Raw genomic sequence first — 22,262 nt, 5'->3', positions numbered from 1 at the left:
TTTTCGACAGTCGACCGCCGGCCTTGGCTTGTCCGGCCCTTACCAACGACGGCCCCGGGCAGCGTTCAGGAATTCGTCGAGGATCGGCGTGCAGTCGAGCAGTTGCTGGCTGCCCGGCGGGTGGAACTCCGGGTGCCATTGCAGGCCGAGGACGTAGGGCTTGCCATCGAGGCGAATGGCCTCGATCAAGCCGTCGCCGACGCTGCGCGCCTCGACCCGCAGGCTGCGGCCGAGGCTGCGGATGGCCTGGTGGTGGATGGAGACGACGCCGCCGCCGGTCTGCTCCGGGTAAAGCTTGCTCAGGCCGGAAGCGGCGTCCCACTCGATGGCGTGGGCGTATTTGTCGTAGTCGGCATGCAGGTGAATCGCCGGATTGTCGTACTGGGTCGGGATGTCCTGGTACAGCGTGCCGCCCAGTGCCACGTTGATCAGCTGCAGGCCGCGGCAGATGCCGAGCACCGGCTTGCCGGCTTCCATGAACTCGTGCAGCAGTTCCATCTCGTAGGCATCGCGCAGACGGTCACCGTTCCATTCGGCGTTGAGCGGCTCCTCGCCGTAGCTTTGCGGGCTGATGTCGGCGCCGCCCTGCAGTACCAGGCCGTCGAGATACTGCGGGTAGTCGGAGAGACGGATGCTGCTGCGATGGACGATGCCGTCGCCGCTGACCGAGGGAATCATCAGCACCATGACCTCGCGCGACATCACCCAGTGGGCGACCGACTGTTCCAGATAGTGCAGCGATTTCGACTGCAGGCCGGTGGCGCCGGGCTGCGGGTGGTAGATGCGGGCGGACAGGCCAATGCGCAGCGGTCGTCGACTCATGATGGCGTACCTCCTTGGGGGGCGGTTGCTGTGGGCGGCGGCATCAGCCGGCTGGCTTCGCCGAATCCCTTGATCGCTGTCTGAGTGGTCAGCGGTCCGAAGAGTTGCATGAGCAGGATGGCGGCGAGCAGGATGCCGGTCAGTTGTGGGTCGAGCCCGGCGTAGAGCATTTGCGTATTGGCCAGCAGGACCAGCGCGACGCTCGACATCGGTTGCAGGCCGATGCCCATGAACAGCGCTTCGCGCTGCGTCAGGCCGATCTGGCGGGCGGCTGCGGAGCACGGCAGCCATTGCGCCAGGAAGCGGCAGAGCGCGATGCCCAGCGCCTCCAGCCAGTAGTCGCGCAGGTAGGCGATATCGAGCGCGGCGCCGGCCAGCACGAAGGTGATGACGAGAAAGACCCGGGCATCGCTGGCAATGCGGATGGCGACGACTTTCTGCTCACGGTCGAGGGCGCGAACGAGAAAGCCGAAGATCAGCATCGGCAGGAAGACCGAGGTGTCGAGATAAATCGCTGTACCGACGCCGAAAACGATGCCGCCGAGAATCAGCAGGTGCTGGTGTTCCGGTTGTTTTTCCAGGCGGCGGGCGCCGAGCAGGACGAGCGCCGCGCCGCCGACGCCAATGCCGAGCGAGCCGGCAATGCTGCCCAGTGCTTCGGCCAGGCGCAGCAGCGGGCTGGCCTGAATGGTCTGGTCGAGAAAGGGCGTCATCAGCGCGATTGCGGCAAAGGCGATGCAGCCGTTGATGGCGACCAGCGTGTAGAGCAGGCCGCTCTTCTCGCCCCGGGCGCCGACATCGCTGCAGGTGGCGATGGTGATGGCCGGCGAGGTGGCGAGCAAGAGGGCGGCGGCGAACAGCGCGTCGCCGGCGGTGAACCCCCAGTAAAGCAGCAAAAGCAGCACGCCCAGGCCGGTGCTCAGCGCCACCAGCGTGCCGGTCGCCAGGCGCTTCAGGCCGACCTGGAGCGGGGTGCGCGGCACCAGGTAGCCGAGTTCGAAGAGAATCAGGCCGAGCGCCAGGTCGATGAATAGCTGGGCTGACTCGATATGCAGTGGGTCGATCCAGCCGAGGCCGCTTTGTCCGGTCAGCAGCCCGAACAGCACATAGCCGGTGGTGCGCGGCAGGGCGGCAACCCGGCGCGCCAGTTCGCCGGCCGCCAGGCCACCGAGCAGAACCATGCCGAACAGTTGGATCGAATTGAGCATGCGTGAACGGGGCAGCGGCCCCGCGCCTCTCCTCTGTGAAAATTCCTGGATTGTAAAAATCTGAAATTTAGTTTGATAAACAATATAATTTACGCCCCAAGGTTCGCGCAAGCCCAGTCTGGATATTCTCGTGAATTCACCCGCCGATGCCCCGTCTTCCACCGTTGCGCTGGAAGTGTTGCAGCAGTTTCGTCTGATCTATGGCTCGATGCGCCAGTATTTCAGGCTGGTCGAGGAGCGCTGCGGCATGCCCGGTTCGCAGATGTGGGTGTTGCAGGAAGTGGCGCGCACGACCGAGATCGGCATCGGCGAACTGGCCCAGCGCATGGGCGTGCACCAGTCCACTTGCAGTCTGCTGGTGGACAAGCTGGTGGCCGGCGGTTTCCTGTCCAAGGCGCGGCGCCAGGGCGATCAGCGGCGGGTCGGCCTCCGTCTGACCGCCCAGGGGCAAGGGGCGCTGGCCGCCTTGCCGGGCTCGGCCGAAGGCATTCTGCCGGAGGCCCTGGCGGCCTTGCCGGAGGTGGTGCTAAAAACATTGCATATCAACTTAAATGAGTTGATCCAACATTTACCCGGCAAGGACGAGTCCTGTGCCGGCACGCCGCTGGCCGACATGCTCGGACAGGTGGAAAGCGAGGATGACTGAAATGTCCGTTCAAGGATTTTGCCGCGTCTTGCCGGTGCTTTGTCTGCTGACGGCTTGTGCCGGCCAGCCGTCAATCGCGCCGTCAGCGCCGGATAAAAAAGGGAAGCGGCCAGCCGCCGTGCAGGTCGACGAGGGCAAGCCGCTCAGCGAGGCACAGGTGATTGCTGCGGTCGACGACGAAAAAAGCATCTATTTCGCCAGCGGCCAGACGATGGTCGATGAACCGGGCAAGCAGAAGCTGCAACTGCATGCCGCCCGCCTCAAGGAGAACCCCAAGCTGCAGGTCCGCCTGGTCGGCTATACCGATGATCGCGGCAGCAGTTCATACAACCTGCTGATCGCCGAGCAGCGGGTCGATGCGGTGTTTCGCCTGCTGCGCAGCTACGGCGTGCCGGCCCGCCAGTTGCAGCGCTATGCGCTGGGCGGCGAAAAAAACAGCAATAACTGCACTTCGCCGGCCTGCCTGGCCAAGATGCGGCGCGTCGAACTGATCGACAAGGAGTAGGCGGCGGCTCGGCCTCAGGCCTGGTCGAGAATGGCCTGCATCGCCTGTTGCCAGCCTGCGGCGGCCTCGCTGCCGGCGGCGGCGAAGGCGGCGGCCAGGTGCTGCGTCTGGACGCCGGTCAATTCATCTTCCAGGGCCTGACCCGCGGCGGTCAGCGATAGCTGCTTGACGCGCCGGTCGTGGGCGGCGACTTCGACAGCAACCAGTTGCATTTCCACCAGTTGGCGCAGCGGCGCGTTCAGCGCCTGCTTCGACACGCCGAGGATGCCGAGCAGGGCATTGACCGCAAGCTGCGGGTGGCGGCCGACAAAATAGAGAATCCGGTGATGCACGCGGCCAAGGCCGCGCTCGGCGAGCAGGCGGTCGGGGCGCGAGGTGAAGGCGCGGTAGGTGAAGAAAAACAGTTCGGCCGCGGCGTGCAGCGATCGGGAATCATTTTGGTCAATCATGTTGACATAATAGGGTGTGCTGCTTAGGCTGTCGATTGGTCAACAACATTGACGCATATCCATGACTAGCGAAACCTGCGCTCCCCGTTTTTCTCCCCGCTTCTCCCGCCGCATCGCCGGCCTTGAAGCTTCGCCGATCCGCGAGATGCTGGCGATCATCGACCGGCCGGGCATGATTTCCTTTGCCGGCGGCCTGCCGGCGCCGGAAACCTTTCCCGACATGCAGCAACTCGCTGTGCCGCCGGCGGCCCTGCAGTACGGTGCCAGCGAAGGCGATCCCGAGTTGCGGCAGGCGGTGGCGGCCGAACTCAACGCCCTCGGTCTGGCCTGCACGCCGGCCCAGGTGCTGATTCTTTCCGGCTCGCAGCAGGGTATCGACCTGGTCGGCAAGCTGTTCATCGATACCGGCACGCCGGTCGCGGTCGAGGCGCCGACCTATCTTGCCGCGCTGCAGGTCTTTCGCTATTTCGGCGCCCGCTTCACGACGCTCGATCCCAACCTGCCGGCGGCCGGCTTGGCGACCGACGAGCGGCCAGCCTTCGCCTACGCCATTCCGACTTTCCAGAACCCGACCGGACATTGCTACGACGCTGCGCAGCGGGCTGCGCTGGCCAGGGCCTGCGATGAGCTGCAGGTGCCGCTTTTCGAGGATGATCCCTATCGCGACCTGGCTTACGACGCCTGCGAGCGGACCCCGGTCTGCGCCCGTCTGCAGCGCGCTTCCTGGGTCTATCAGGGCTCGTTCTCGAAAAGCCTGGCGCCCGGCTTGCGCCTCGGCTACCTGGTCGCCTCGCCGGACCTGCTGACGCCGCTGGTTCGCCTGAAACAGGCGGCCGACCTGCACAGCAACCGGCTCAGCCAGTGGTATGTGCTCGGCCAGTTGCGCGATGCCGGGCGGCCGGCGCGGATTGCGGCGCTGGTCGAGATCTACCGGCGCAAGCGCGATCATTTCGTGCAAGGACTGGAACGCTATTTCAGCGGCCTGGCCGACTGGCAGGTGCCGCCGGGCGGGCTGTTCGTCTGGCTCAAACTGAAGGCGCCGCTCGATACCCGGCAACTGCTGCCGGCCGCCATCGAGCGCGGCGTCGCCTTCATGCCGGGCGAGCCGTTCTTTCCCGAGCGTCCGGCCGGCTGCGGTGCGCTACGGCTCAATTTCAGCCACGCCAGCGTCGAGCAGATCGAGCGCGGCCTGGCGATCCTCGCCGAACTGGTCGCTCAGGCCGGCAGCGGGGCCGGCGTGAAGGGCACCTTGCCGGTCGCCAGGTAGGCCTCGCAGCGTTCGATATATTCGCGGGTGCTTTTCGGCATCGGCGTCCGGGCGCGGGTGATGTAAAAAACCAGGTCGCGGCCGCTGCGCAGCAGCAACAGACCATCCGAAGCGCGGTGGGAAATCCGCTCGGGACTGGTCTTGGCCAGATCGAGCGGCGCTTTCGGGGTGAAGTTGGCGAGCCGTTCGCCGGCGGTGACCAGTTGCGACCAGACATCGAAGATGCTCGGGTCGGTGCGCAGGGTTTCGGTTTTCAGCTTGGCGGCTGCGGCAAAGTCGGCAATCGGTGCCTCGATGCCTTCGAACATCGGGATCTGCGTGAAATTGGCGCACATCGCTCCGGCGATGCGGTCGATATCGCGCATGCTCTGGCCGATCTTGATGTAGCGGCTTTCGTAGAAGTCTTCGACCGGAATCGAGAAGGCGCGGAACGGCTCGCCCCACAGTTCGTCGATGCCTTCCTCGCCGCTGCGGTGCAGCACGAAGCGGCCGAGTTCCATGGCGTCGAGCAGGCACTGGCCGCATTCACGCATCAGCGCGTTGTCGCTCTGGATCTCGATGCCGTCGGCCTGCAGGTCGACCAGCTTGCGGAAAATGTCGGTCGCCCGGTTGAACATGGCGCCGGCCAGCATGGCGCCCTTGACGCGGCGGCGGCCGGGGTCGGTTTCCGCCTCGTAGGTGGCGCGCGCCTCGGCCAGCCGGGTGCCGGGAATGTTCAGGCCGTGCTCGGTATGGTTGAACAGGCGCCGGGTCAGCGCTTCGATCAGCTGTTTCTTGGCGAGCAGCGAATCGGCCGGGACCGGGTAGGTCTTGACCCAGTAGCCGTCGTAATACACCCGCTCCTGCTGCTCGATGATGCGTCGAGTCCCTTCGGGCGGCGTCGCGTCGTTGTCTGGCGTAGGTTCCAGTCGAATGACTGTGTTCATCGCGGAGAATTTCAAGAAAGAGTTAACAGTTTACCAAGCAAAAGTCGTGCATTCCGGCTTGCTTTGCCAAGTGACTGATTTTGCGTTGAATGATTTCAGCCGGCCGAAAAGTGGGGCTTTTGGCGGCACCAGTATGGTGCAATTGCGGTGCGCCGGTGGCCCTTGGTCGTGCTAGGCGCGCATCATAGGCTTCTTTCAGGCGAGCAGGGCAACTGCCTTGATCTGGGCGCGCAGGGCGAGGCCGGGGCGAATCCCCAGGCGCTCGGCCGAACGCCGGGTAATCCGGGCCAGCAGCGGCTCGCCGGCAACATCGAGCTTGACCAGGACATGACCCGGCGTGGCGGTCGGCGCCAGGTCGACGACGACGGCGCCGACGCAGTTCAGGATGCTGGTGTGGACTTGCGGCACCAGCGCCAGGCTGACATCGCGGGCATGGATGCGGCAGCGCAGGAAGGTGCCGACCGGCTCGTCGTGGCGCGAAACGAAAATGGTGCCGCCGGGAAATTCAAGGCGGGTCAGGTCGTCCGCCTCGTGGGCGGCAACGCTGGCTTCGATGACGACGCCAGCATCGTCGGCAAAGGCGCTCGGCAGGTCGATGCGGCTCAACACCTCGTTGAGCCGGCCGCTGGCGACCACCTTGCCGTCGTCGAGCAGGACCAGGTGGTCAGCCAGGCGGGCGACTTCGTCCGGGGCATGGCTGACGTAGATGATCGGAATGGCCAGTTCGCGGTGCAGGCGTTCCAGGTAGGGCAGGATTTCCAGCTTGCGCTTGAGGTCGAGCGCCGCCAGCGGTTCGTCCATCAGCAGGATCTGCGGCCCGGCGAGCAGGGCGCGGGCGATGGCGACGCGCTGGCGTTCGCCGCCGGACAGTTGGGCCGGGTTGCGTGCTAGCAGGTGGTCGATGCCGAGCATTTCGGCGATTTCGGGCAGCGCGAAGCGCAGGCCGGCGGTGGACGCGCGTTTTTGGCCAAATTCCATATTGCCGCGCACCGACAGGTGCGGGAACAGGCTGGCTTCCTGGAAGACGACGCCGAGCGCGCGCTGGTGGGTCGGCACGAAACAGCCGGCCGCTTCGTCCTGCCAGACTTCGTCGCCGATCGCGAAATAGCCGTCCGCCGCCCGTTCGAGGCCGGCCATGGCGCGCAGGCAGGTCGTCTTGCCGGAGCCGGAGTGGCCGAAGAGGGCCGTGATGCCGCGCCCGGGCAGGGTCAGGTCGACGGCGAGGCTGAAATCGCGGCGCTCGATGCGGAAGCGGGCCTGGATGGCTGAACTCATAGGGCTTTGCGGCGGGCCGGGTTGAAGGTGTACAGGCCGAGCAGCACAACAAAGCTGAACAGCACCATGCCGCCGGCCAGCCAGTGGGCCTGGGTGTATTCGAGCGCTTCGACGTGGTCGTAGATCTGCACCGAAACGACGCGTGTTTTTTCCGGAATGTTGCCGCCGATCATCAGCACGATGCCGAATTCGCCGACGGTGTGGGCAAAGCCGAGGATGGCGCCGCTCAGGAAGCCGGGCCGGGCGAGCGGCACGGCCACCGACCAGAAGGCATCCCACGGGCTGGCGCGCAGCGTCGCGGCGACTTCGAGCGGCCGCTCGCCGATCGCTTCAAAGGCGTTCTGGATCGGCTGGACAACGAAGGGCAGCGAGTAGAACACTGAAGCGATGACCAGGCCGGGAAAGGTGAAGGGCAGCAGGCCGAGGCCGAGGGCCTGGGTCAGTTGGCCGAGCGGCCCGTGCGGCCCCATGGTGAGCAGCATGTAGAAGCCGAGCACGGTCGGCGGCAGCACCAGCGGCAGGGCGACGATGGCGCCGACCATGCCCTTGAACGGCGAGCGGGTGCGGGCCAGCCACCAGGCGATGGGGGTGCCGACGACGAGCAGCAGTGTCGTCACCACCGTGGCCAGCTTTAGCGTCAGCCAGACGGCGGCGAGGTCCGTACTTTCCATGATCAGTGGCGTGAGAAGAGATCGCGCAGTTTACACAGGCTGGTCGTGATGTCGAAGCGCGGGTCGGGCAATGCCTCGCCGGCCAGGATGCGGGTGATGGCGATGGCCGGGTCGCTTTCGCCGGTCAGCAGCACTTCGGCGCCGCGTTTTTTCATATGGCGGATGAAGCCGTCGCCGGCACTGGCACAGACGACGAGGTCGATGCCGTCGAGCGGATGCGGTGCGTTGTCTGCGAAAACGTGGAGCACCTGGTCCTTGTCCAGATCGACCCGCTGCGGGCCGGGCAGCAAGCGGTTGGCGCGGTGCTCGCTCAGGTCGTAAACCAGCCATTGTCGGGTTTGCCCGGCATGGCCGCTGACGGCGGAGAAGTCCTTGGTGGCAATGGCGATTTTCATGGTTCAGGGCTCGGTGGTGGTCGGCAGGGCAGTCAGGGTCACGGCCACGTCGCGCGGCGCGGCGAAATACGGCGCGCTACTGACGAGGATTTGAGCGCCGGCCCGGGCATAAGCCTCGGCATTGCCGGCGTTGACCCCACCAGCCGCAGCAAGTCGCGTGCCCGGAATTTGCCGATGCAGGCGGTCGACCGCGTCTACGGGCAGTTTTTCCAGCTGCAGGATGTCGGCGCCGGCCGCCGCCCAAGCCAGCGCCTCGGTTTCGTCACCGACCTCGACGACGATGGCCCGTTCCGGCCACTGCCGGCGCAGCCGGGCGATGCTGGCGGCCGGCGGCTGGTCGCCCAGAAAGGCGCGATGTTCGGCGAAGACGAGCAGGGTTTCCGACAGGCTCAGGCGATGCGGGCTGGCCCCGCCGCAGAGCACGGCTTTGATCGCGGCCGGCTTGGTGCCGGGAAAGTTCTTGCGGGTGCAGACGACGGCACAGTCGGGATCGCCGCGGCGGGCGGCGGCGACGATGGCCGCCGTCGCCGTGGCGATGCCCGACAGGTATTCGATCAGCGTCTGCGCCGTTTTCCACACGCCATGCAGGCTGCCGGCGGTGCCTTCCAGGCTCAGGATCTCGGCGCCGGCCGCGAGTGTTTCACCGCTGGCGGCAACGCGGCCGACCGGGCGCAGGCCGCGCAGCTCGCCCATTCGCAAGGCTTCTTCGCTGCCGCACAGCACCATGTCGTAGCGGGCGCGGAAAACCAGGCGGCCGGGCTGCGGGCCGATGCCGAGCGCAAAACTGGTCGCGTCGCCGCACGGCGCGTCGTCGTGCAGCAGGGCTTCGAGCTCGCGGTCGGGCAGGGTGTAGGGATTCATCGCATCACCGTGGCGGCTGCTCGGAAAAACTGTAAAAGGCGCGGCCCGGCGTCTGCTCGTCGCCATTCTGGACCTGCCGGTAGATCAGCCAGCGCTCGTCGCGCAGCCGCCAGGCATGTACCTGCTCGCCGTAGGCGACGACCCGGTAGAAGTCCTCGTCGTCGTCGCTCCGGCTTTCCTCCAGCAGGTAGCGGTGGGCGTAATAGCAGAGGGTGCCGTCAGCGTCGTGGCCGAGGCTGCGGCTGGCCGGCATCTCGTATTCGCGGTGCTCGGTGAAATCGAGGGCGACGATCACTTGTTCGCGCCAGTCGGCCGGCAGGTGCTGCTGCCAGTCGATGGCCGGCGGGCTGGCGCGCAGGCGGTCCGCCTTGGGCCCGGCCTCGGCCGGCTGGAGATGGGTGGCGTTCATGTCAGGGCAACTCGTAGCCGAAACTGCGGATCACTGCCTTCGCCTTGTCGCCTTTCAGGTAAGCGAGCAGGGCGCCGGCGGCCGCCTTGTTGTGGCCTTTGGCGAGCAGCACGGCATCCTGGCGGATCGGCTCGTAAAGGTTGGCCGGGACGATCCAGGCCGAGCCGCTGCTCACCTTGCCATCCTTGAGGACCTGCGACAGCGCGACGAAGCCGAGTTCGGCATTGCCGGTGGTGACAAATTGCTGCGTCTGCGAAATGTTTTCACCCTGCACGAAACGCGGCTGCAGGTTGCTCAGCAGGCCGAGCTTGGTCATCGCCTCGATGGCGGCGCTGCCGTAGGGTGCAGTCTTCGGGTTGGCCAACGCCAGGTGCTTGAACTGGCCGCTTTTCAGCACGTCGCCCTTGGCATCGACCAGCGCCGGATCGGTCGACCACAGCACCAGCTTGCCGATGGCGTAGGTGAAGCGGCTGCCGGCCAGGCCGAGTGCTTCCTTTTCCAGTCGGGCCGGCGTTTCGTCATCGGCGGCAAGCAGGATTTCGAAGGGCGCGCCATTGACGATCTGGGCGTAGAACTTGCCGGTGGCGCCGAAGGCGAGCACGGCCTTGTGGCCGGTGTCCTTCTCGAACTGGGCGGCAATCTGCTGCATCGGGGCGGTGAAATTGGCGGCGACGGCGACCTGGACTTCGTCGGCATGACTGAGAGTGGCGATTGCTACGGTCAACCCGAAAAAAAGGGCATTTTTCATCGGAAATTTCCTTTCAGGCGTAAAGACAAAGAATGACGGCGGAAGCCTTGAACACGGCGCAGGCCTGTTCGCCGACGGCGAGGCCGAGCTTTTCGACGCTGTCGTGCGTGACGACGGCGCAGACGCTGCGGCCGCCGGGCAGGGCAAGGGTGACTTCGGCATTGACCGGGCCGTCGTGGATGCGGGTGATCTCGCCCCACAGGTGGTTGCGCGCCGTGGTCCGGATGGTCGGGTCGCTGAGCAGCAGCACCGACGACGACTTGACCAGCGCGCTGATCTCCATGCCGATGCTCAGGCCGAGCGTTTCGGCCGATTCGCGGGTGATGACGGCGACCAGTTCGTTGGTTTCGTCGAGCTTCAGGCGAACTTCGAAATCGACATGGCCTTCGCGCAGGCCGACGATCTGGCCGGCAAACTGGTTGCGGGCGCTGGTCTTCATCGACATCCGCTTCAGCAGTTGGCGAAACTGCTGGAAATCGCTGGCCAGGCCGTCATTCATGCTCGCTGACAGGCGGTCGAGCGCCGCCTGGTATTCGGCTTCGAGCGCCCGGTAGAGCGCCACCGTCTTGTGGCCGTACTCGGTGAGCAGCGTGCCGCCGCCGTTCTTGCCGCCGGTCGAGCGGATGACCAGCGGCTGGTCGGCCAGATTGTTCATGGCGTCGATGGCGTCCCACGCCGACTTGTACGACAGCGGTACGGCCTTGGCGGCCTGCGAGATCGAGCCGTGCTTGTCGATGGCTTCGAGCAGGCGGATGCGGGTGTCGCCGAGAAAGCTGCCGAACTCGGTATCGACCTCCAGCCTGCTGCGCAAGCGATGTGCGATTTGATCCATTTTGTCGCCTTTGCTACGTTGTGTTGTCGTGTATATAACGATAGCGCAACTGCTGCGGTGGACGTCGAAATATTACCGATTTTGCCTGCGCGCTATGGTTGATATCGCGCAACGGGCTTCAGTACAGTGACGACGTGCCTGCTTTGTTTCGCTATGATGTTTCATATATAGCGAAAAGCGGGCCAGCCTACCAACGGTTTCAGGAGAGCAGCATGAAAATCAGCGCACGCAATGTATTCGAAGGGCAGATCACGGCTTTGCGCGATGGTCAGGTCAATGCCGAGGTCGAGGTGACGACGCCGGGTGGCGACCGCATCGTTGCCATCGTTACCGAGGGCAGCGTGCAGGCGCTGGGCCTTGCCGTTGGCCAGCCGGCCATCGCCTACGTCAAGGCGCCTTGGGTGATGCTGCTGGCCGGTGAAGGGGGCGTCAGATTCAGCGCCCGCAACCAGTTGGCGGGGACGGTCGATAGCCTGCACAAGGGCGCGGTGAACAGCGATGTCGCGATCCGGCTGACCGGCGGCTCGCTGGTCCATGCCGTGATCACCAACGAGGCGGTGCTGGAACTTGGCCTGAAGCCGGGCGTGCCGGCCTGTGCGTTGATCAAGGCCAGCCACGTCGTGCTCGGCGTGCCGGCCTAGGCGTCGAAATGCAGGGCCAGGCTGGCCAGTACCTTGGGTAGCGGCAGGTTTTCTTCCGATTCGAGAATGCCCGGCACCGGGTGCGGGTATTCGTAGAAGATGCCGTAGGTGCCGCTACGCTGGCCATGCAGATAAACATGGGCGCGCAATTTTTCCAGTTCGGTATGGCGCAGGGTGACGATGCATGGATCGGCGCCGTCGTCGGGCACGATGTCGCAGGCCTGGGCGATGCGTTCGTCGAGCGACACGAGGACCCGGCGGATTTCGCGGGATTTGGGGGCGGCCCAGGGATTCACGTTCATGGCATCAGCTCCGGTCGGATTTGGGCCAGCCAGCTCTCCAGGCGTTGCTCGGTGAAGACCGGCTGGTTGATCTGGTCGAGGGCCAGGCCGAGGAAGTCGTCGCCATCGAGGGCCAGCGAGCCGGCGAATTCATAGCCGGCCGCCGGCCAGCGGCCGACGACGCGGGCGCCGGCGGCGACCAGGGCATCGTGGATCAGGCCGATGGCATCGACGAACTCGTCGGGGTATTTCTTCTGGTCGCCGAGGCCGTAGATGGCGGCCACCTTGCCGCTCAGGTCGGCCTCCGCCAGCAGCGGCAGGAACTCTTCCCAGCTCGGCTGGCTGAGGCCGGTGGACAGCCCGGGCAGTTCGCCGTCGCCCAGCGTCGGGCTGCCCAGAATGAAGGCGTCGTAAGCGAGGAATTCGGCAAGCGTCGCCCGCCCGATATTGACCGGCGCCGCGGCATCGTCACCGAGCTTCTTGGCGATCTGCTTGGCGATCAGCCGGGTGCGGCCGGTATCGGTGCCGAAGAAAATGCCGATTCTGGGCATGGCGGCTCCTCAGGCGCTGACCGGTTCTTCCTGGGTCAGTTCTTCCGGCAGGCAGCCGACCGGGTGGCCGAGGCTGCCCTCCGGGCCGTTTTCGAACTGGACCAGATAGATTTCCTTGCTTTCATCCATCTCGGCGACGCCGAAGTGCACGACGACGCCGCGCAGGCCGGCCGGGGCGATCAGGCCTTCCTCTTCCTCGATGCCAGGCATGCCGCCGTCGTTGAAAATGTCTTCGGCGGCGAAGACCATGTCGCCAATCTCGTATTGAACCTTGTCCATGATCTCAGGCCCAGACATCGGCCGGCGCCAGCAGGCGGGCAACCGGTTGGTCGAACATCAGGTGCTCGTCGATGATGGTGCCGACGTCTTCCGGCTTGACGCCGGTGTACATGATGGCGTCCGGGTACACCAGCACGCTCGGCCCGAGGTGGCAGGGGCCGAGGCAGCCGGTGTTGGTCAGCTGGAAGCCGGAGGCCCACAGGTTGCGGGTCGTGAATTCGTCCGAGAAGGCCTGCCAGGTCTGGGCGCAGGCCTTGTCCTGGCAGGAGCCGCGCGGATGGCCAGCCGGGCGACCCTGGACGCAGACGAGTACGTGTTTCTTCGGTTTGGGCATCTTGATCTCCTTGTCGATGGCTAAGCCATTGCAAGGGTGATGCCAGGTTTAAAGCCAATTAAATCAGCGCCTTGGCCTCAAGGTGCCGTGTCGGGTTTGCGACAAAAGGCGCTGGCGGGCCTGTTCAGGCGGCTGCGGCGGCGAAACGTTCGGTCAGCCACTGGCCGATATTGGCGATTTCTTCCGGGCAGACCGAGTGCGCCATCGGGTAATCGAACCAGGTGATCGGGTAACCCTGCTCAGCCAGTTGCTGGCAAGCCTGGCGGCCGAGGGCGAGCGGCACGACGTCGTCCTCGCTGCCGTGGCCGGCGAAGATCGGCGTCTGCCGGTTGGCCTGGCAGAGCGCCGGTTCGAGCAGGGCCGGGGCCGGCAGGTAGCCGGACAGCGCGATGATGCCGGCCAGCTTTTCCGGGTAGGTCAGGCCCAGCGTATAGGCCATGGCGCCGCCCTGCGAAAAGCCGGCAAGGACGATATTTCGGCTCGGAATGCCGCGTTCGTTTTCGCGCTCGATCAAGCGCCGGATGGCCGCGCAACTGGCGCGAATGCCGGTTTCGTCAACGCCGCGGTTGATGCCGTCAATGTAGGTGATGTCGTACCAGGCCGGCATCACGTAGCCGCCGTTGCAGGTCACCGGCATGGCCGGCGCATGCGGGAAGACGAAGCGGATGCCGAGATCTTCCGGCAGACCGAGGTAAGGCACGATGGGGGCGAAATCGCTGCCATCGGCCCCGAGGCCATGCAGCCAGATGACGGCGAAGCGCGGCTGGGCGGTGGTTTCGAGTTCGATGGCGGGGAGCAGTTTGGACATGGCGGGAATTCCGGTGAGCGCGTCGGCCGGGGCGGCAGGGCGCGGCTAGTGGGCGGTCGGCAGGGCGAAGGGCAGTACGAAAGAGAAGCGGCTGCCCTTGCCGGGCTGGCTCTCGATCCGCAGGGTGCCACCGAGCAGTTCGATCAGCTTGCGGGCAATCGGCAGGCCGACGCCGATGCCGCCATGCCGGCGGATGCTGCTGCCGTCGGCCTGGACCAGCAGGCCACTGAGCAGCGCCAGCTTGTCGGTCGGAATGCCGGGGCCGGTGTCGGCGACACAAAACTCGACTTCGGCTTGCTCAGCCTCGCTGCGGATCAGTCGAGCCGAAGTCCGGATCGTGCCGCGCTCGGTGAATTTGACGGCGTTGCCGGCCAGGTGGCTGAGGATCTTGCGCAGGTTTTCGATGTCACCGAGCAGCAGCGGCGGCAGCAGCGGGTCGGTTTCCTCAAGCAGGGTCAGCCCCTTGGCCTCGGCGGCGGCCTGTTCGTCACGCAGCAGGCTGGCGAGTATTTCACCGCTGGCGAAGAGTTCTGCCTCCGTGCTGAAGTGGCCGGCTTCGAGGGCGGACAGTTCGATCAGGTGGCTGATCTGGCGCAGCATGTCGTCGGCCGACTGGCGCAGCGGGGCGAGCAGTTCGCGCTGGCTGTCGCTCAGCGGCTCGTGCGAGAGCAGTTCGGCCATGCCGATGATGCCGTTCATCGGTGTCCGCAACTCGTGGCTGATATTGGCCAGAAACTCGGTCTTGGCGCGATTCGAACTCTCGGCGACAGCCTTCGCCTGTTGCAGGTTGGCGACCAGGCCGTCCTTTTCGTGCTCCAGCCGGAAGCTGGTTTGCAGCGTGTCGTTGAAGTGGTCGGCGCTGCGCGTGGCGCCGAGCAGAAAGATCAGCGCCATGATGCTGGCGGCGATGTGCATCGGGTCGTTGCCCAGGAGACCGACGATGACGGCGATATTGACCGGCCAGGTGTAGAGGCGAAAGGCCAGGCGGTCGGCGGCGAGCACCGGGATGGCGCCGGCTACCATGCCGGCCATGACGAAGGCGGTAAACAGTTGCAGCGCGATATTGCCGGCCAGCATCAGCAGCAGTGCGCCGGCCGCCCAGACCAGGCCGCCGGCGGCCGCCCCGAGCAGGGCGCGTTGCTGCCAGAAGCCGACTTCGGCCAGTCGTTCGGCTGGGCTGGCTTGGCGGTAGCGTTCGCCAAGTGCGATGCGCAGGCCGGCGACGAACACTGCCAGGCCGCCCCATAGTGCCAAGGCATGGCCGCTATAAAGCTGATAGCCGATCCAGACGAAAAAACCGGCATTGAGAATCGAGATGATCTGCCCGAGCCGCACATTGCGGTAGAGCAGTTCAACCTGGCGATGCAGGACGAAAGGGTCGGGCGCCCGGCTCAATGGATGGTTTCGTCGAACAGGCGGGCGACGTCTTCGGCCGAGAAGCGGTAATCGTGATTGCAGATGTCGTCGCGTATCAGGATTTCGCCGTGCTGGGCCAGGATCGTTTCGGCATCGGCCCGGCCCAGGCTGCGGATCATGTCGCGCACCTTGGTCCAGTCTTCCGGACAGTGATAGACAATCGGGCTCGGGTCGTAGAGGCGAATGCCCCGCTGTTCGATTTCTTCGTGGAACAGGCGGCCGAGCAGGGCTTCGGCATCCAGTTCGAGCAGTTCCGCCGGCTTGACGGTACTCGCCAGGTGGCTGATCCGTTGCCAGCCGTCCGGGTCGTGCTGATCGGCCTCCGGCATCTTCTGCAGGAACAGGCAGGCAGCGGCTTGCGGGCTGGCTGAGGCGAACAGGCGCGAGGGCTGTTGCTCGGACTGTTCGAGGTAGTGTTCGAAAATCGCGGCGATGCTGTCGCCGACCATCGGGACGTAGCTCTGGTAAGGCTGGCGGGCATCCGGCAGGTCAAGGCTCATCATCAACTGGCCGCCCTGCTGGGCGCCGAGCAGTTCCGGTACCGGCGCCGGCAGCACGACCGGGTTGCTGCGCGCCATGCCGCGCATCTGCAGTTGTTCGTTGCAGTCCATGACCAGCAACTGGATCGGGCCGTTGCCGCGCAGTTGCAGCGTCAGGCGGCCGGGCTGCTTGAGCTGGCCGGCGATCAGCGCGGTGACGGCGGCGGTTTCGCCGAGCAGTTGGGCGACGGTCGGCTGGTAGTTGCGGTCGACCTGCATCTGTTGCCAGGCGTCGCCGAGATGGACGACGGCGCCCCGGATGTCGAGGCCTTCGAACAGGAAGCGACGGACGGTGCTGGCGCTCATTTCAGTTCCTCCGCATAGGTTGCCGGGCTGAAGCCGACCAGCAACTGATCGCCACTGTCGAGCACCGGGCGCTTGATCAGGCTCGGGTATTGCGCCATTAGCTGCAGCGCCTTGCCTTCGTCGACATCGGCCCGCTCTGCGTCGCTCAGCTTCTTCCACATCAGGCCGCGCCGGTTGAGCAGCTTTTCCCAGCCGGCCCGCGCGTTCCAGTCGGCCAGATGCGCCGCGGCGACGCCGGCCTTCTTGTAGTCGTGAAATTCATAGGCGACGCCATTGTCTTCCAGCCAGTTAAAGGCCTTCTTCATGGTGTCGCAATTCTTGATGCCAAAAACCTTGATCATCGCTGCCAGTGTTCGTTCGAAAAAAACGCATGATAGCAGCCTGTCCGCCGCCGACCGAAGCGGCAGAAAAGGCTTGGCGTTAGCGGAACTCGAAGGCTTCGCGATGGAAGGCGGTGTGGGGCAGGCCGCTGCCGATCAGCTGGCGGCCGAGGGCGCGGCCCCAGGCGGCGGGGCCGCAGAACCAGACGCTGCTGCCGGGCTTGAGGCAGGCCTTGATCTCAGCCGGGTCGAGCGGGCCGTCATGTTCGGTCAGGCGCCGGTGCAGGCGCACGCCGGCCTTGCGGCACAGTGCTTCCAGCTGATCGGGAAAGGTCGTGGCGCGGGCGGTGCAGTAGAAGAAGTCGGTATCGGCTGCGGCCGGCGGGTTGGCCGCCCGTTCATCGAGCCGGGCGAGGAAAGGGGTGATGCCGATGCCACCGGCGACCCAGATTTGCGGCGCCGGCTGAGTGCTGCGGTCGACGTGCTCCTGGGCGGCAAAATCGAATTGCCCGTAAGGCCCTTCCAGGGTCAGCATCTGGCCGCTGCGCAGCAGGTTGGGCAGTTGCGCCGTGAAGTCACCGAGCGCCTTGACGGCCAGCGTCAGCGTACCGTCGGCTGCCTGCCAGGCCGAGGCGATGGTGAAAGGATGGGCGCCTTCGCCGGATTCGCCGAAGTCGGCGAACAGGAACTGGCCGGCGCGATGCCCCGGCCAGGTCGTCAGCGGCCGGCAGACGATTTCCAGCAACTGCCCTTGATGGCGGTGCAGCGCTTCGATTCGGGCCGGGTATTGGCGCCGGCGGCCGATCCGCCCGCTCAGCGAAAGCAGGGCGGCGCTGACGCCGGTTGCGGCCAGTGCCACCGTCAGCCAGCCGAGTGGCTGGCGCCAGAACGGGGCGGGCATCAGCATCAGACCATGAAAGACGCCGGCCAGGAAAACCAGGCCGAAAGCCTTGTGCACCAGCCTGAACCAGCGGTAGGGAATGCGCCTGATCAGGGCGATGACGACCATGCCGAGCAGAATGTAGCCGGCCCATTCGCCGACATCCTTGGCCAGGTCGACCCAGACGTCGGGCGGGCCTTTCGGGCCGCGCACCCGCGGTGCCAGCAGGCCGGCCTTGGCCAGTTTCTTGGGCAGCCATTCGCTCATCCAGTGGCTGAAAACGAGAACGCCGCTACCGATGCCGATGTATTTGTGCAGGCGGTAGAGCTTGTCGAGGCCGCCGAAGCGCTGTTCCAGCCAGCCCGGACGGGCGGCGAGCAGCATGCCGGCGCTCATCCAGCACAGGGCAAGGATGCCGGAAAGGATGACGATGGCCCGGCGCCAGTCCCAGAAGCCGGGATTGGTGGCGAGCAGGTCGGGCAAAACGAAAATGGCCCAGAGTCCGAGCGGGAGCAGGGCGAGCAGTAACAGCGGGCGTTTCATGGTGAGTTTTTGTACAGTTTTTTGAAGGGTGAACTGTACGCCGCCAGCATGTAAAAAGATGTTGGCAGGCTGTCGCCAGATGTAAGCAAATGCAACCCGCCCACCGTTGCGGCGAGCAAACAATATGGGTCTCAGGCATATTGTTTTCAGATGAGCAAAGCCATTGGCAACAAAAGAGAAGGCCCTCGGGGCTATACGCCAAACCAAGGGCCTTGCCAGCAGTTACTTCAAATCACCCTCCACGCTCCCACTCCGTAGAGCGTTTCAGCCAAGAGCATGAACTGATGCGATTCATCTTGCTGATAATTATTAGGCTGGAGAAACCGGGTGGAGTTCCGGTATTTTGCTATTTACTTCACCGCTAACCGACGAACCTGAGCCTGAGCGTCGCCATGGCCCATCAAGACGGTGGCAGAGCCTTGATGGAGCGAAGTATGTTGCGCGTAATCTCTTGCCGCTTTGAGAGGTCATTTAATCTGTTCGGCGTGTCGATGTTCAGTGCGAAAAATACCGGTCCAGTTGGCCACTCGACCCAGCCTACCCACCAGCCAATTTTTCCACTCCAGCCGGTCTTGGCCCGCAGTATCCAATCACGGCCGGCCTCATTCACCATCACGTCCTTGACGAGTCGCTGATGCTCGACCCGGAATGGCAGTTCATTACGATAGAGATGACCCAAAAACGATATCTGTTCATTTGCCGAAATTGCTAGGTCGCCTTCGACCCAGAAAGGTTTGCTGCCTTCAGCAACTGCGTTGCCATATGCAATCTTTCGCATGTACTCAATTTCACGCGCATCGCCAAGCTGTCTAGCAAATCGTTCGTAGACCCAGACAGTCGAATTACGCATCGCGGAGCGTAGGTTCTGGTCCTCATTCCACGCCTCTGTCGAACGCTTGATACCATCCCACGGGATTACCTGGAACTCATCACGGAGAATTCCCGCGTCAAGAGCAAACAAGCTGTGAGGAATTTTGAAGGTTGAAGCCGGCGAGTAGCGACGAGCTGCGCGCTCCGCGTCGTAAACGAACGCTACGTCCTTCCCGTTGCGGTTGTCCAGGACAACGATGGTGCCTTGTGCCTCAGCTTCGGCAAAGAAACGGGACCAGTCTGCGCGCTCTTGTGAAGTAGGGGCCGCGAGCGCCCCAAACGCAAGGACGGTTGATAGGACAAAGAGAATAAGGCTACGTCGATTCATTGTGCTAATTGTAGTTGTCTAACCAAGCTCGAATGACTGGTCGGTACCAGATTCCGGTCGCGCTGCCTGTGAATTGCAACCGGCGGTATTGGGTCGAAAGCGCTAGCCACCGCAAATCGTCAATGAACACTGACAGGCAAAAAGGCGACTTTTTAGCCGCCTTTTTGCTTTTTGCCGATTTTACCGGTCGACCGCAGGGGTAGTCTTTCCACCCCGGGGCGTAGCGCTTACTTCTTCAGCTTGGCGAAGGCGGCGGCCATCGCGTTGCCGGACGGGGCCGGGCCGCTGCTCCTTTGTTGTTGGCGAGGGTTCGCGGCACCGCGGCTGGCCGGGGCGTTGTCGTGGCGTTTGGCCTGGGTCGGTTCGTCGCCCATGCGCATGGTCAGCGCGATGCGCTGGCGTTGCAGGTCGACTTCGAGCACCTTGACCTTGACGATCTGGCCGGCCTTGACCACTTCGTGCGGGTCCTTGACGAAGGTGTTGGACAGTGCAGAGACGTGCACCAGGCCGTCCTGATGGACGCCGATATCGACGAAGGCGCCGAAGGCCGCGACGTTGGTGACGACGCCTTCGAGGATCATCCCCGGCCGCAGGTCGCCGACCTTTTCGACGCCATCGGCGAAGGTCGCCGTCTTGAACTCGGGGCGCGGGTCGCGGCCCGGTTTTTCCAGTTCCTTGAAAATGTCCTGCACGGTCGGCAGACCGAAGCGCTCGTCGGTGTATTTGGCCGGGTTGAGGCCTTTCAGGGCGCGGCTGTCGCCGAGGATTTCCTTGATCGACTTCTTCAGGTCGACAATGATTTTCTCGACGACCGGATAGGCTTCCGGGTGCACCGAAGAGCTGTCGAGCGGGTTGTCGCCGTTCGGAACGCGCAGGAAGCCGGCGGCCTGTTCGAAAGTCTTGTCGCCGAGGCGCGGCACTTTCTTCAGGTCGTTGCGGCTCTTGAAGGCGCCGTTGCTGTCGCGGTAGCTGACAATGTTGGCGGCCAGCCCGGCGTTCAGTCCGGAGATGCGGGTGAGCAGCGGAATCGAGGCGGTGTTGACGTCGACGCCCACCGCATTGACGCAGTCTTCGACGACGGCATCAAGGTTGCGCGCCAGCTTGGTCTGCGAGACGTCGTGCTGGTACTGGCCGACGCCGATCGACTTCGGCTCGATCTTGACCAGTTCGGCCAGCGGGTCTTGCAGGCGGCGGGCAATCGACACGGCGCCACGGATCGAGACGTCGAGATCGGGGAATTCCTTGGCGGCGAATTCGGAGGCGGAATAGACCGAGGCACCGGCTTCCGAGACGACGATCTTGGTCAGCCGCGCTTCCGGGTAGCGCTTCATGACGTCCTGTACCAGCTTGTCGGTTTCGCGGCTGGCCGTGCCGTTGCCGATGGCAACCAGGGTGACCTGATGCTTGGCGGCGAGGCGGGCGATGGTGGCCAGTGAGCCGTCCCAGTCGCAGCGCGGCTCGTGCGGGTAGATGGTGGCGTGGTCGAGCATCTTGCCGGTGGCGTCGACGATGGCGATCTTGCAGCCGGTGCGGATGCCCGGGTCGATGCCCATCGTGACGTGCTGGCCGGCCGGGGCGGCGAGCAGCAGGTCCTTCAGGTTGCGGCCAAAGACGCGGATCGCTTCCTCCTCGGCCCGTTCGCGCAGCTCGTTCATCAGTTCGAGTTCGAGGTGGGTATAGACCTTGACCTTCCAGGTCCAGCGCACGGTGTCGGCCAGCCACTTGTCGGCCGGGCGGCTCTGCGCCTTGATGCCGAAGCGGGCGGCGATGCGCTGCTCGCACGGATTGGGGCCGGGCTTGATGTTTTCTTCGTCGAGTTCGGAATCGAGCACCAGCGCGACCTGCAGCATGCCTTCGTTGCGACCGCGGAGCAGGGCCAGTGCGCGGTGCGAGGGCATGCTGGCAATCGGCTCGGCGAAGTCGAACCAGTCGCGGAACTTGGCGCCTTCGGTTTCCTTGCCTTCGACGACGGTCGACCGGACGTGGCCGTGTTCGTTGAGGTATTCGCGCAAGGTTTGCAGCAGCAGGGCGTCTTCGGCGAACTTTTCCATCAGGATCTGGCGGGCGCCGTCGAGCACTGCGCGGGCGTCGGCAAAGCCGGCCTCGGCGTTGATGAACTTCTCGGCTTCGTCATCCGGCGTCAGGTTTGGGTCTTCGAGCAGGCCCAGCGCCAGCGGCTCGATGCCGGCTTCGCGGGCGATCTGGGCCTTGGTCCGGCGTTTCTGCTTGTATGGCAGGTACAAGTCTTCCAGACGCTGCTTGGTTTCGGCATCGCCAATCTCGGCCTTCAGTTCCGGCGTCAGCTTGCCCTGTTCCTCAATGCTGGCCAGGATGGCGCTGCGGCGGTCTTCCAGGTCGCGCAGATAGGTCAGGCGTTCTTCAAGGTTGCGCAGCTGGGTGTCGTCCAGGCCGTCGGTGGCCTCCTTGCGGTAGCGCGAGATGAAGGGCACGGTGGCGCCTTCGTCGAGCAGGGCGATGGCGGCGTTGACCTGGGCCGGGCGGACGCCCAGCTCGATGGCGATGCGATGTTCTATCGGTGGCAGCATGGGTGCGGCAGTGCAGCAAAAAAGGGGGGTGAACTATGCGCAATCCGGGCCGAAAATACAACAGCGTTTCATTGGTGTAGCATGCTGAGCAGAAGTATTTCAATGACAAGGAGGAACAAGATGAAAGTTGAAACCTATTTGTTCGGCGCCGTAGAAATCAGTCCGGAAAAAGTCATCAACTTCCCGAGCGGCCTGGTCGGCTTCGAGGAAAGCAAGCGCTACACGCTGGTCCACGAAGACGACAAGGCCGAGGCGGCCAGTTTCACGCTGCAGTCGCTGGACGATCCCAACCTGGCCTTCCAGATCGTCGATCCGGCAACGCTGGGCTTCAATTATGAACTGCTGTTGAGCGATGCCGAGAATGCGCTGCTGCAGTCGCCGGCGACCGAGGACATCGCGGTGATGCAGTTGCTGTTCAAGAAGGAAGTCGATGGCAAGGCGGTGATCAGCCCCAATCTGCGGGCGCCGCTGGTCATCAACACGCGGGCCCGGGTCGGCCTGCAGAAGGTGATGGAATCGCTGCGGCCGAACATCACGCTGTCCAATCTGTCGAGCGCCGTCTGAACCTCGACCGCGCTTGAAAATGCGGGGCTGCGGCCCCGCGTT

The 22,262-nt window shown here is 64.5% G+C and carries 27 protein-coding genes; 5 read left to right on the top strand and 22 right to left on the bottom strand.

Translation table 11 applies throughout. The features are described from left to right. Positions 1–39: 39 nt before the first annotated feature. Together AT959_RS02905 and AT959_RS02900 are read right to left on the bottom strand one after the other, a co-directional pair. Complete coding sequence (locus AT959_RS02905) at positions 40–822, bottom strand: gamma-glutamyl-gamma-aminobutyrate hydrolase family protein (protein ID WP_066880398.1); 783 nt, start codon at positions 820–822, stop codon at positions 40–42. Continuing rightward, a complete protein-coding gene (locus AT959_RS02900; RefSeq protein ID WP_066880396.1) occupies positions 819–2,030 on the bottom strand; it encodes a cation:proton antiporter in 1,212 nt (403 codons plus the stop codon). The genes AT959_RS02905 and AT959_RS02900 overlap by 4 nt, the downstream gene beginning before the upstream one ends. 130 nt (positions 2,031–2,160) lie before the next feature. Between AT959_RS02900 and AT959_RS02895 the strand changes: the two genes are divergently transcribed. Both AT959_RS02895 and AT959_RS02890 read left to right on the top strand, forming a co-directional pair. Then, positions 2,161–2,676 (top strand): MarR family winged helix-turn-helix transcriptional regulator, encoded by a 516-nt coding sequence (locus AT959_RS02895; RefSeq protein WP_066880394.1) that lies wholly within the window; start codon positions 2,161–2,163, stop codon positions 2,674–2,676. Between the two features lies 1 nt (position 2,677). Further along, positions 2,678–3,181, top strand: coding sequence for an OmpA family protein (locus AT959_RS02890; protein WP_157651192.1), 504 nt, complete (start codon positions 2,678–2,680; stop codon positions 3,179–3,181). Positions 3,182–3,195: 14 nt separating this feature from the next. On the opposite strand, the gene AT959_RS02885 is transcribed toward AT959_RS02890, so the two are convergent. Further along, a complete protein-coding gene (locus tag AT959_RS02885) occupies positions 3,196–3,630 on the bottom strand; it encodes a MarR family winged helix-turn-helix transcriptional regulator (RefSeq protein ID WP_066880390.1) in 435 nt (144 codons plus the stop codon). A 61-nt stretch (positions 3,631–3,691) separates the two neighbouring features. Here AT959_RS02885 and AT959_RS02880 point away from each other — a divergent pair, with 61 nt between their 5' ends. Next, positions 3,692–4,897, top strand: coding sequence for an aminotransferase-like domain-containing protein (locus tag AT959_RS02880; RefSeq protein WP_066880388.1), 1,206 nt, complete (start codon positions 3,692–3,694; stop codon positions 4,895–4,897). Here the strand turns inward: AT959_RS02880 and AT959_RS02875 are convergent. The 8 genes from AT959_RS02875 to AT959_RS02840 form a co-directional block, all read right to left on the bottom strand. After that, on the bottom strand, positions 4,846–5,823 hold the full coding sequence (locus AT959_RS02875; protein WP_066880386.1) for a hypothetical protein: 978 nt from the start codon (positions 5,821–5,823) through the stop codon (positions 4,846–4,848). The genes AT959_RS02880 and AT959_RS02875 overlap by 52 nt on opposite strands. Positions 5,824–6,018: 195 nt before the next feature. Beyond that, the gene (gene modC / locus AT959_RS02870) at positions 6,019–7,098 is read right to left on the bottom strand and encodes a molybdenum ABC transporter ATP-binding protein (RefSeq protein ID WP_066880384.1); all 1,080 of its coding nucleotides are present in this window, start codon (positions 7,096–7,098) and stop codon (positions 6,019–6,021) included. Continuing rightward, complete coding sequence (gene modB, locus AT959_RS02865; protein WP_066880382.1) at positions 7,095–7,769, bottom strand: molybdate ABC transporter permease subunit; 675 nt, start codon at positions 7,767–7,769, stop codon at positions 7,095–7,097. The genes modC and modB overlap by 4 nt, the downstream gene beginning before the upstream one ends. Positions 7,770–7,771: 2 nt before the next feature. Then, on the bottom strand, positions 7,772–8,164 hold the full coding sequence (locus tag AT959_RS02860; RefSeq protein ID WP_066880380.1) for a NifB/NifX family molybdenum-iron cluster-binding protein: 393 nt from the start codon (positions 8,162–8,164) through the stop codon (positions 7,772–7,774). 3 nt (positions 8,165–8,167) lie between these two features. Then, positions 8,168–9,025 carry a ModD protein gene (gene modD, locus AT959_RS02855; protein WP_066880378.1) on the bottom strand — a complete coding sequence of 286 codons (858 nt, stop codon included), beginning with the start codon at positions 9,023–9,025 and terminating at the stop codon, positions 8,168–8,170. Positions 9,026–9,029: 4 nt separating this feature from the next. Further along, on the bottom strand, positions 9,030–9,434 hold the full coding sequence (locus AT959_RS02850; RefSeq protein ID WP_066880376.1) for a hypothetical protein: 405 nt from the start codon (positions 9,432–9,434) through the stop codon (positions 9,030–9,032). 1 nt (position 9,435) lies between these two features. After that, positions 9,436–10,182, bottom strand: a complete 747-nt coding sequence (modA, locus tag AT959_RS02845) for a molybdate ABC transporter substrate-binding protein (RefSeq protein ID WP_066880374.1) — start codon at positions 10,180–10,182, stop codon at positions 9,436–9,438. A gap of 13 nt (positions 10,183–10,195) precedes the next feature. Next, positions 10,196–11,014 carry a TOBE domain-containing protein gene (locus tag AT959_RS02840; RefSeq protein ID WP_066880372.1) on the bottom strand — a complete coding sequence of 273 codons (819 nt, stop codon included), beginning with the start codon at positions 11,012–11,014 and terminating at the stop codon, positions 10,196–10,198. Between the two features lie 212 nt (positions 11,015–11,226). On the opposite strand from AT959_RS02840, the gene AT959_RS02835 reads away from it, so the two are divergent. Then, positions 11,227–11,655 (top strand): TOBE domain-containing protein, encoded by a 429-nt coding sequence (locus AT959_RS02835; RefSeq protein WP_066880370.1) that lies wholly within the window; start codon positions 11,227–11,229, stop codon positions 11,653–11,655. On the opposite strand, the gene AT959_RS02830 is transcribed toward AT959_RS02835, so the two are convergent. The 11 genes from AT959_RS02830 to AT959_RS02780 all read right to left on the bottom strand — a co-directional run bounded on the left by AT959_RS02830 (position 11,652) and on the right by AT959_RS02780 (position 21,656). Then, positions 11,652–11,957 (bottom strand): hypothetical protein, encoded by a 306-nt coding sequence (locus AT959_RS02830; RefSeq protein ID WP_066880368.1) that lies wholly within the window; start codon positions 11,955–11,957, stop codon positions 11,652–11,654. The genes AT959_RS02835 and AT959_RS02830 overlap by 4 nt on opposite strands. Continuing rightward, on the bottom strand, positions 11,954–12,487 hold the full coding sequence (locus AT959_RS02825; RefSeq protein ID WP_066880366.1) for a flavodoxin: 534 nt from the start codon (positions 12,485–12,487) through the stop codon (positions 11,954–11,956). Before AT959_RS02825 ends, AT959_RS02830 begins: the two co-directional genes overlap by 4 nt. Positions 12,488–12,496: 9 nt before the next feature. Further along, complete coding sequence (locus tag AT959_RS02820) at positions 12,497–12,766, bottom strand: nitrogen fixation protein NifZ (protein WP_066880364.1); 270 nt, start codon at positions 12,764–12,766, stop codon at positions 12,497–12,499. Positions 12,767–12,770: 4 nt separating this feature from the next. Next, positions 12,771–13,100: a (2Fe-2S) ferredoxin domain-containing protein gene (locus AT959_RS02815; RefSeq protein ID WP_066880362.1), complete on the bottom strand. Its 330-nt coding sequence runs from the start codon at positions 13,098–13,100 to the stop codon at positions 12,771–12,773. 124 nt (positions 13,101–13,224) lie between these two features. Beyond that, positions 13,225–13,908: an alpha/beta hydrolase gene (locus AT959_RS02810; RefSeq protein WP_066880360.1), complete on the bottom strand. Its 684-nt coding sequence runs from the start codon at positions 13,906–13,908 to the stop codon at positions 13,225–13,227. 45 nt (positions 13,909–13,953) lie between these two features. Further along, on the bottom strand, positions 13,954–15,303 hold the full coding sequence (locus tag AT959_RS02805) for a sensor histidine kinase (protein WP_066880358.1): 1,350 nt from the start codon (positions 15,301–15,303) through the stop codon (positions 13,954–13,956). Then, positions 15,300–16,169, bottom strand: coding sequence for an Hsp33 family molecular chaperone HslO (gene hslO, locus AT959_RS02800; protein ID WP_066880356.1), 870 nt, complete (start codon positions 16,167–16,169; stop codon positions 15,300–15,302). Before hslO ends, AT959_RS02805 begins: the two co-directional genes overlap by 4 nt. Beyond that, positions 16,166–16,510: an arsenate reductase gene (locus AT959_RS02795; RefSeq protein ID WP_066880354.1), complete on the bottom strand. Its 345-nt coding sequence runs from the start codon at positions 16,508–16,510 to the stop codon at positions 16,166–16,168. Before AT959_RS02795 ends, hslO begins: the two co-directional genes overlap by 4 nt. 79 nt (positions 16,511–16,589) lie before the next feature. Further along, the gene (locus AT959_RS02790; RefSeq protein WP_066880352.1) at positions 16,590–17,912 is read right to left on the bottom strand and encodes a ferredoxin reductase family protein; all 1,323 of its coding nucleotides are present in this window, start codon (positions 17,910–17,912) and stop codon (positions 16,590–16,592) included. Positions 17,913–18,312: 400 nt separating this feature from the next. After that, the gene (gene blaOXA, locus AT959_RS02785; protein ID WP_066880350.1) at positions 18,313–19,110 is read right to left on the bottom strand and encodes a class D beta-lactamase; all 798 of its coding nucleotides are present in this window, start codon (positions 19,108–19,110) and stop codon (positions 18,313–18,315) included. A gap of 227 nt (positions 19,111–19,337) precedes the next feature. Beyond that, positions 19,338–21,656 carry a Tex family protein gene (locus AT959_RS02780; RefSeq protein ID WP_066880348.1) on the bottom strand — a complete coding sequence of 773 codons (2,319 nt, stop codon included), beginning with the start codon at positions 21,654–21,656 and terminating at the stop codon, positions 19,338–19,340. A 120-nt stretch (positions 21,657–21,776) separates the two neighbouring features. Between AT959_RS02780 and fliW the strand changes: the two genes are divergently transcribed. Further along, the gene (gene fliW, locus AT959_RS02775) at positions 21,777–22,220 is read left to right on the top strand and encodes a flagellar assembly protein FliW (RefSeq protein ID WP_066880347.1); all 444 of its coding nucleotides are present in this window, start codon (positions 21,777–21,779) and stop codon (positions 22,218–22,220) included. The last annotated feature ends 42 nt before the right edge of the window (positions 22,221–22,262 follow it).

Source organism: Dechloromonas denitrificans, from assembly GCF_001551835.1.
Lineage (GTDB): Bacteria > Pseudomonadota > Gammaproteobacteria > Burkholderiales > Rhodocyclaceae > Azonexus > Azonexus denitrificans.
The sequence above is the reverse complement of the archived record's forward strand: the minus strand, read 5'-3'. Positions and strand labels throughout refer to the sequence as shown.

Bases quoted from the DNA above. Each gene is read 5' to 3' on its own strand.
- AT959_RS02885 (WP_066880390.1), bottom strand. From the start codon at position 3,630: ATGATTGACCAAAATGATTCCCGATCGCTGCACGCCGCGGCCGAACTG.
- hslO (WP_066880356.1), bottom strand. From the start codon at position 16,169: ATGAGCGCCAGCACCGTCCGTCGCTTCCTGTTCGAAGGCCTCGACATC.
- modD (WP_066880378.1), bottom strand. From the start codon at position 9,025: ATGAATCCCTACACCCTGCCCGACCGCGAGCTCGAAGCCCTGCTGCAC.
- blaOXA (WP_066880350.1), bottom strand. From the start codon at position 19,110: ATGAATCGACGTAGCCTTATTCTCTTTGTCCTATCAACCGTCCTTGCG.
- AT959_RS02835 (WP_066880370.1), top strand. From the start codon at position 11,227: ATGAAAATCAGCGCACGCAATGTATTCGAAGGGCAGATCACGGCTTTG.
- AT959_RS02790 (WP_066880352.1), bottom strand. From the start codon at position 17,912: ATGAAACGCCCGCTGTTACTGCTCGCCCTGCTCCCGCTCGGACTCTGG.
- AT959_RS02875 (WP_066880386.1), bottom strand. From the start codon at position 5,823: ATGAACACAGTCATTCGACTGGAACCTACGCCAGACAACGACGCGACG.
- AT959_RS02900 (WP_066880396.1), bottom strand. From the start codon at position 2,030: ATGCTCAATTCGATCCAACTGTTCGGCATGGTTCTGCTCGGTGGCCTG.
- AT959_RS02815 (WP_066880362.1), bottom strand. From the start codon at position 13,100: ATGCCCAAACCGAAGAAACACGTACTCGTCTGCGTCCAGGGTCGCCCG.
- AT959_RS02795 (WP_066880354.1), bottom strand. From the start codon at position 16,510: ATGATCAAGGTTTTTGGCATCAAGAATTGCGACACCATGAAGAAGGCC.
- AT959_RS02780 (WP_066880348.1), bottom strand. From the start codon at position 21,656: ATGCTGCCACCGATAGAACATCGCATCGCCATCGAGCTGGGCGTCCGC.
- AT959_RS02830 (WP_066880368.1), bottom strand. From the start codon at position 11,957: ATGAACGTGAATCCCTGGGCCGCCCCCAAATCCCGCGAAATCCGCCGG.
- AT959_RS02810 (WP_066880360.1), bottom strand. From the start codon at position 13,908: ATGTCCAAACTGCTCCCCGCCATCGAACTCGAAACCACCGCCCAGCCG.
- AT959_RS02890 (WP_157651192.1), top strand. From the start codon at position 2,678: ATGTCCGTTCAAGGATTTTGCCGCGTCTTGCCGGTGCTTTGTCTGCTG.
- AT959_RS02880 (WP_066880388.1), top strand. From the start codon at position 3,692: ATGACTAGCGAAACCTGCGCTCCCCGTTTTTCTCCCCGCTTCTCCCGC.
- modA (WP_066880374.1), bottom strand. From the start codon at position 10,182: ATGAAAAATGCCCTTTTTTTCGGGTTGACCGTAGCAATCGCCACTCTC.
- modC (WP_066880384.1), bottom strand. From the start codon at position 7,098: ATGAGTTCAGCCATCCAGGCCCGCTTCCGCATCGAGCGCCGCGATTTC.
- AT959_RS02860 (WP_066880380.1), bottom strand. From the start codon at position 8,164: ATGAAAATCGCCATTGCCACCAAGGACTTCTCCGCCGTCAGCGGCCAT.
- AT959_RS02840 (WP_066880372.1), bottom strand. From the start codon at position 11,014: ATGGATCAAATCGCACATCGCTTGCGCAGCAGGCTGGAGGTCGATACC.
- AT959_RS02825 (WP_066880366.1), bottom strand. From the start codon at position 12,487: ATGCCCAGAATCGGCATTTTCTTCGGCACCGATACCGGCCGCACCCGG.
- AT959_RS02905 (WP_066880398.1), bottom strand. From the start codon at position 822: ATGAGTCGACGACCGCTGCGCATTGGCCTGTCCGCCCGCATCTACCAC.
- AT959_RS02820 (WP_066880364.1), bottom strand. From the start codon at position 12,766: ATGGACAAGGTTCAATACGAGATTGGCGACATGGTCTTCGCCGCCGAA.
- AT959_RS02850 (WP_066880376.1), bottom strand. From the start codon at position 9,434: ATGAACGCCACCCATCTCCAGCCGGCCGAGGCCGGGCCCAAGGCGGAC.
- fliW (WP_066880347.1), top strand. From the start codon at position 21,777: ATGAAAGTTGAAACCTATTTGTTCGGCGCCGTAGAAATCAGTCCGGAA.
- modB (WP_066880382.1), bottom strand. From the start codon at position 7,769: ATGGAAAGTACGGACCTCGCCGCCGTCTGGCTGACGCTAAAGCTGGCC.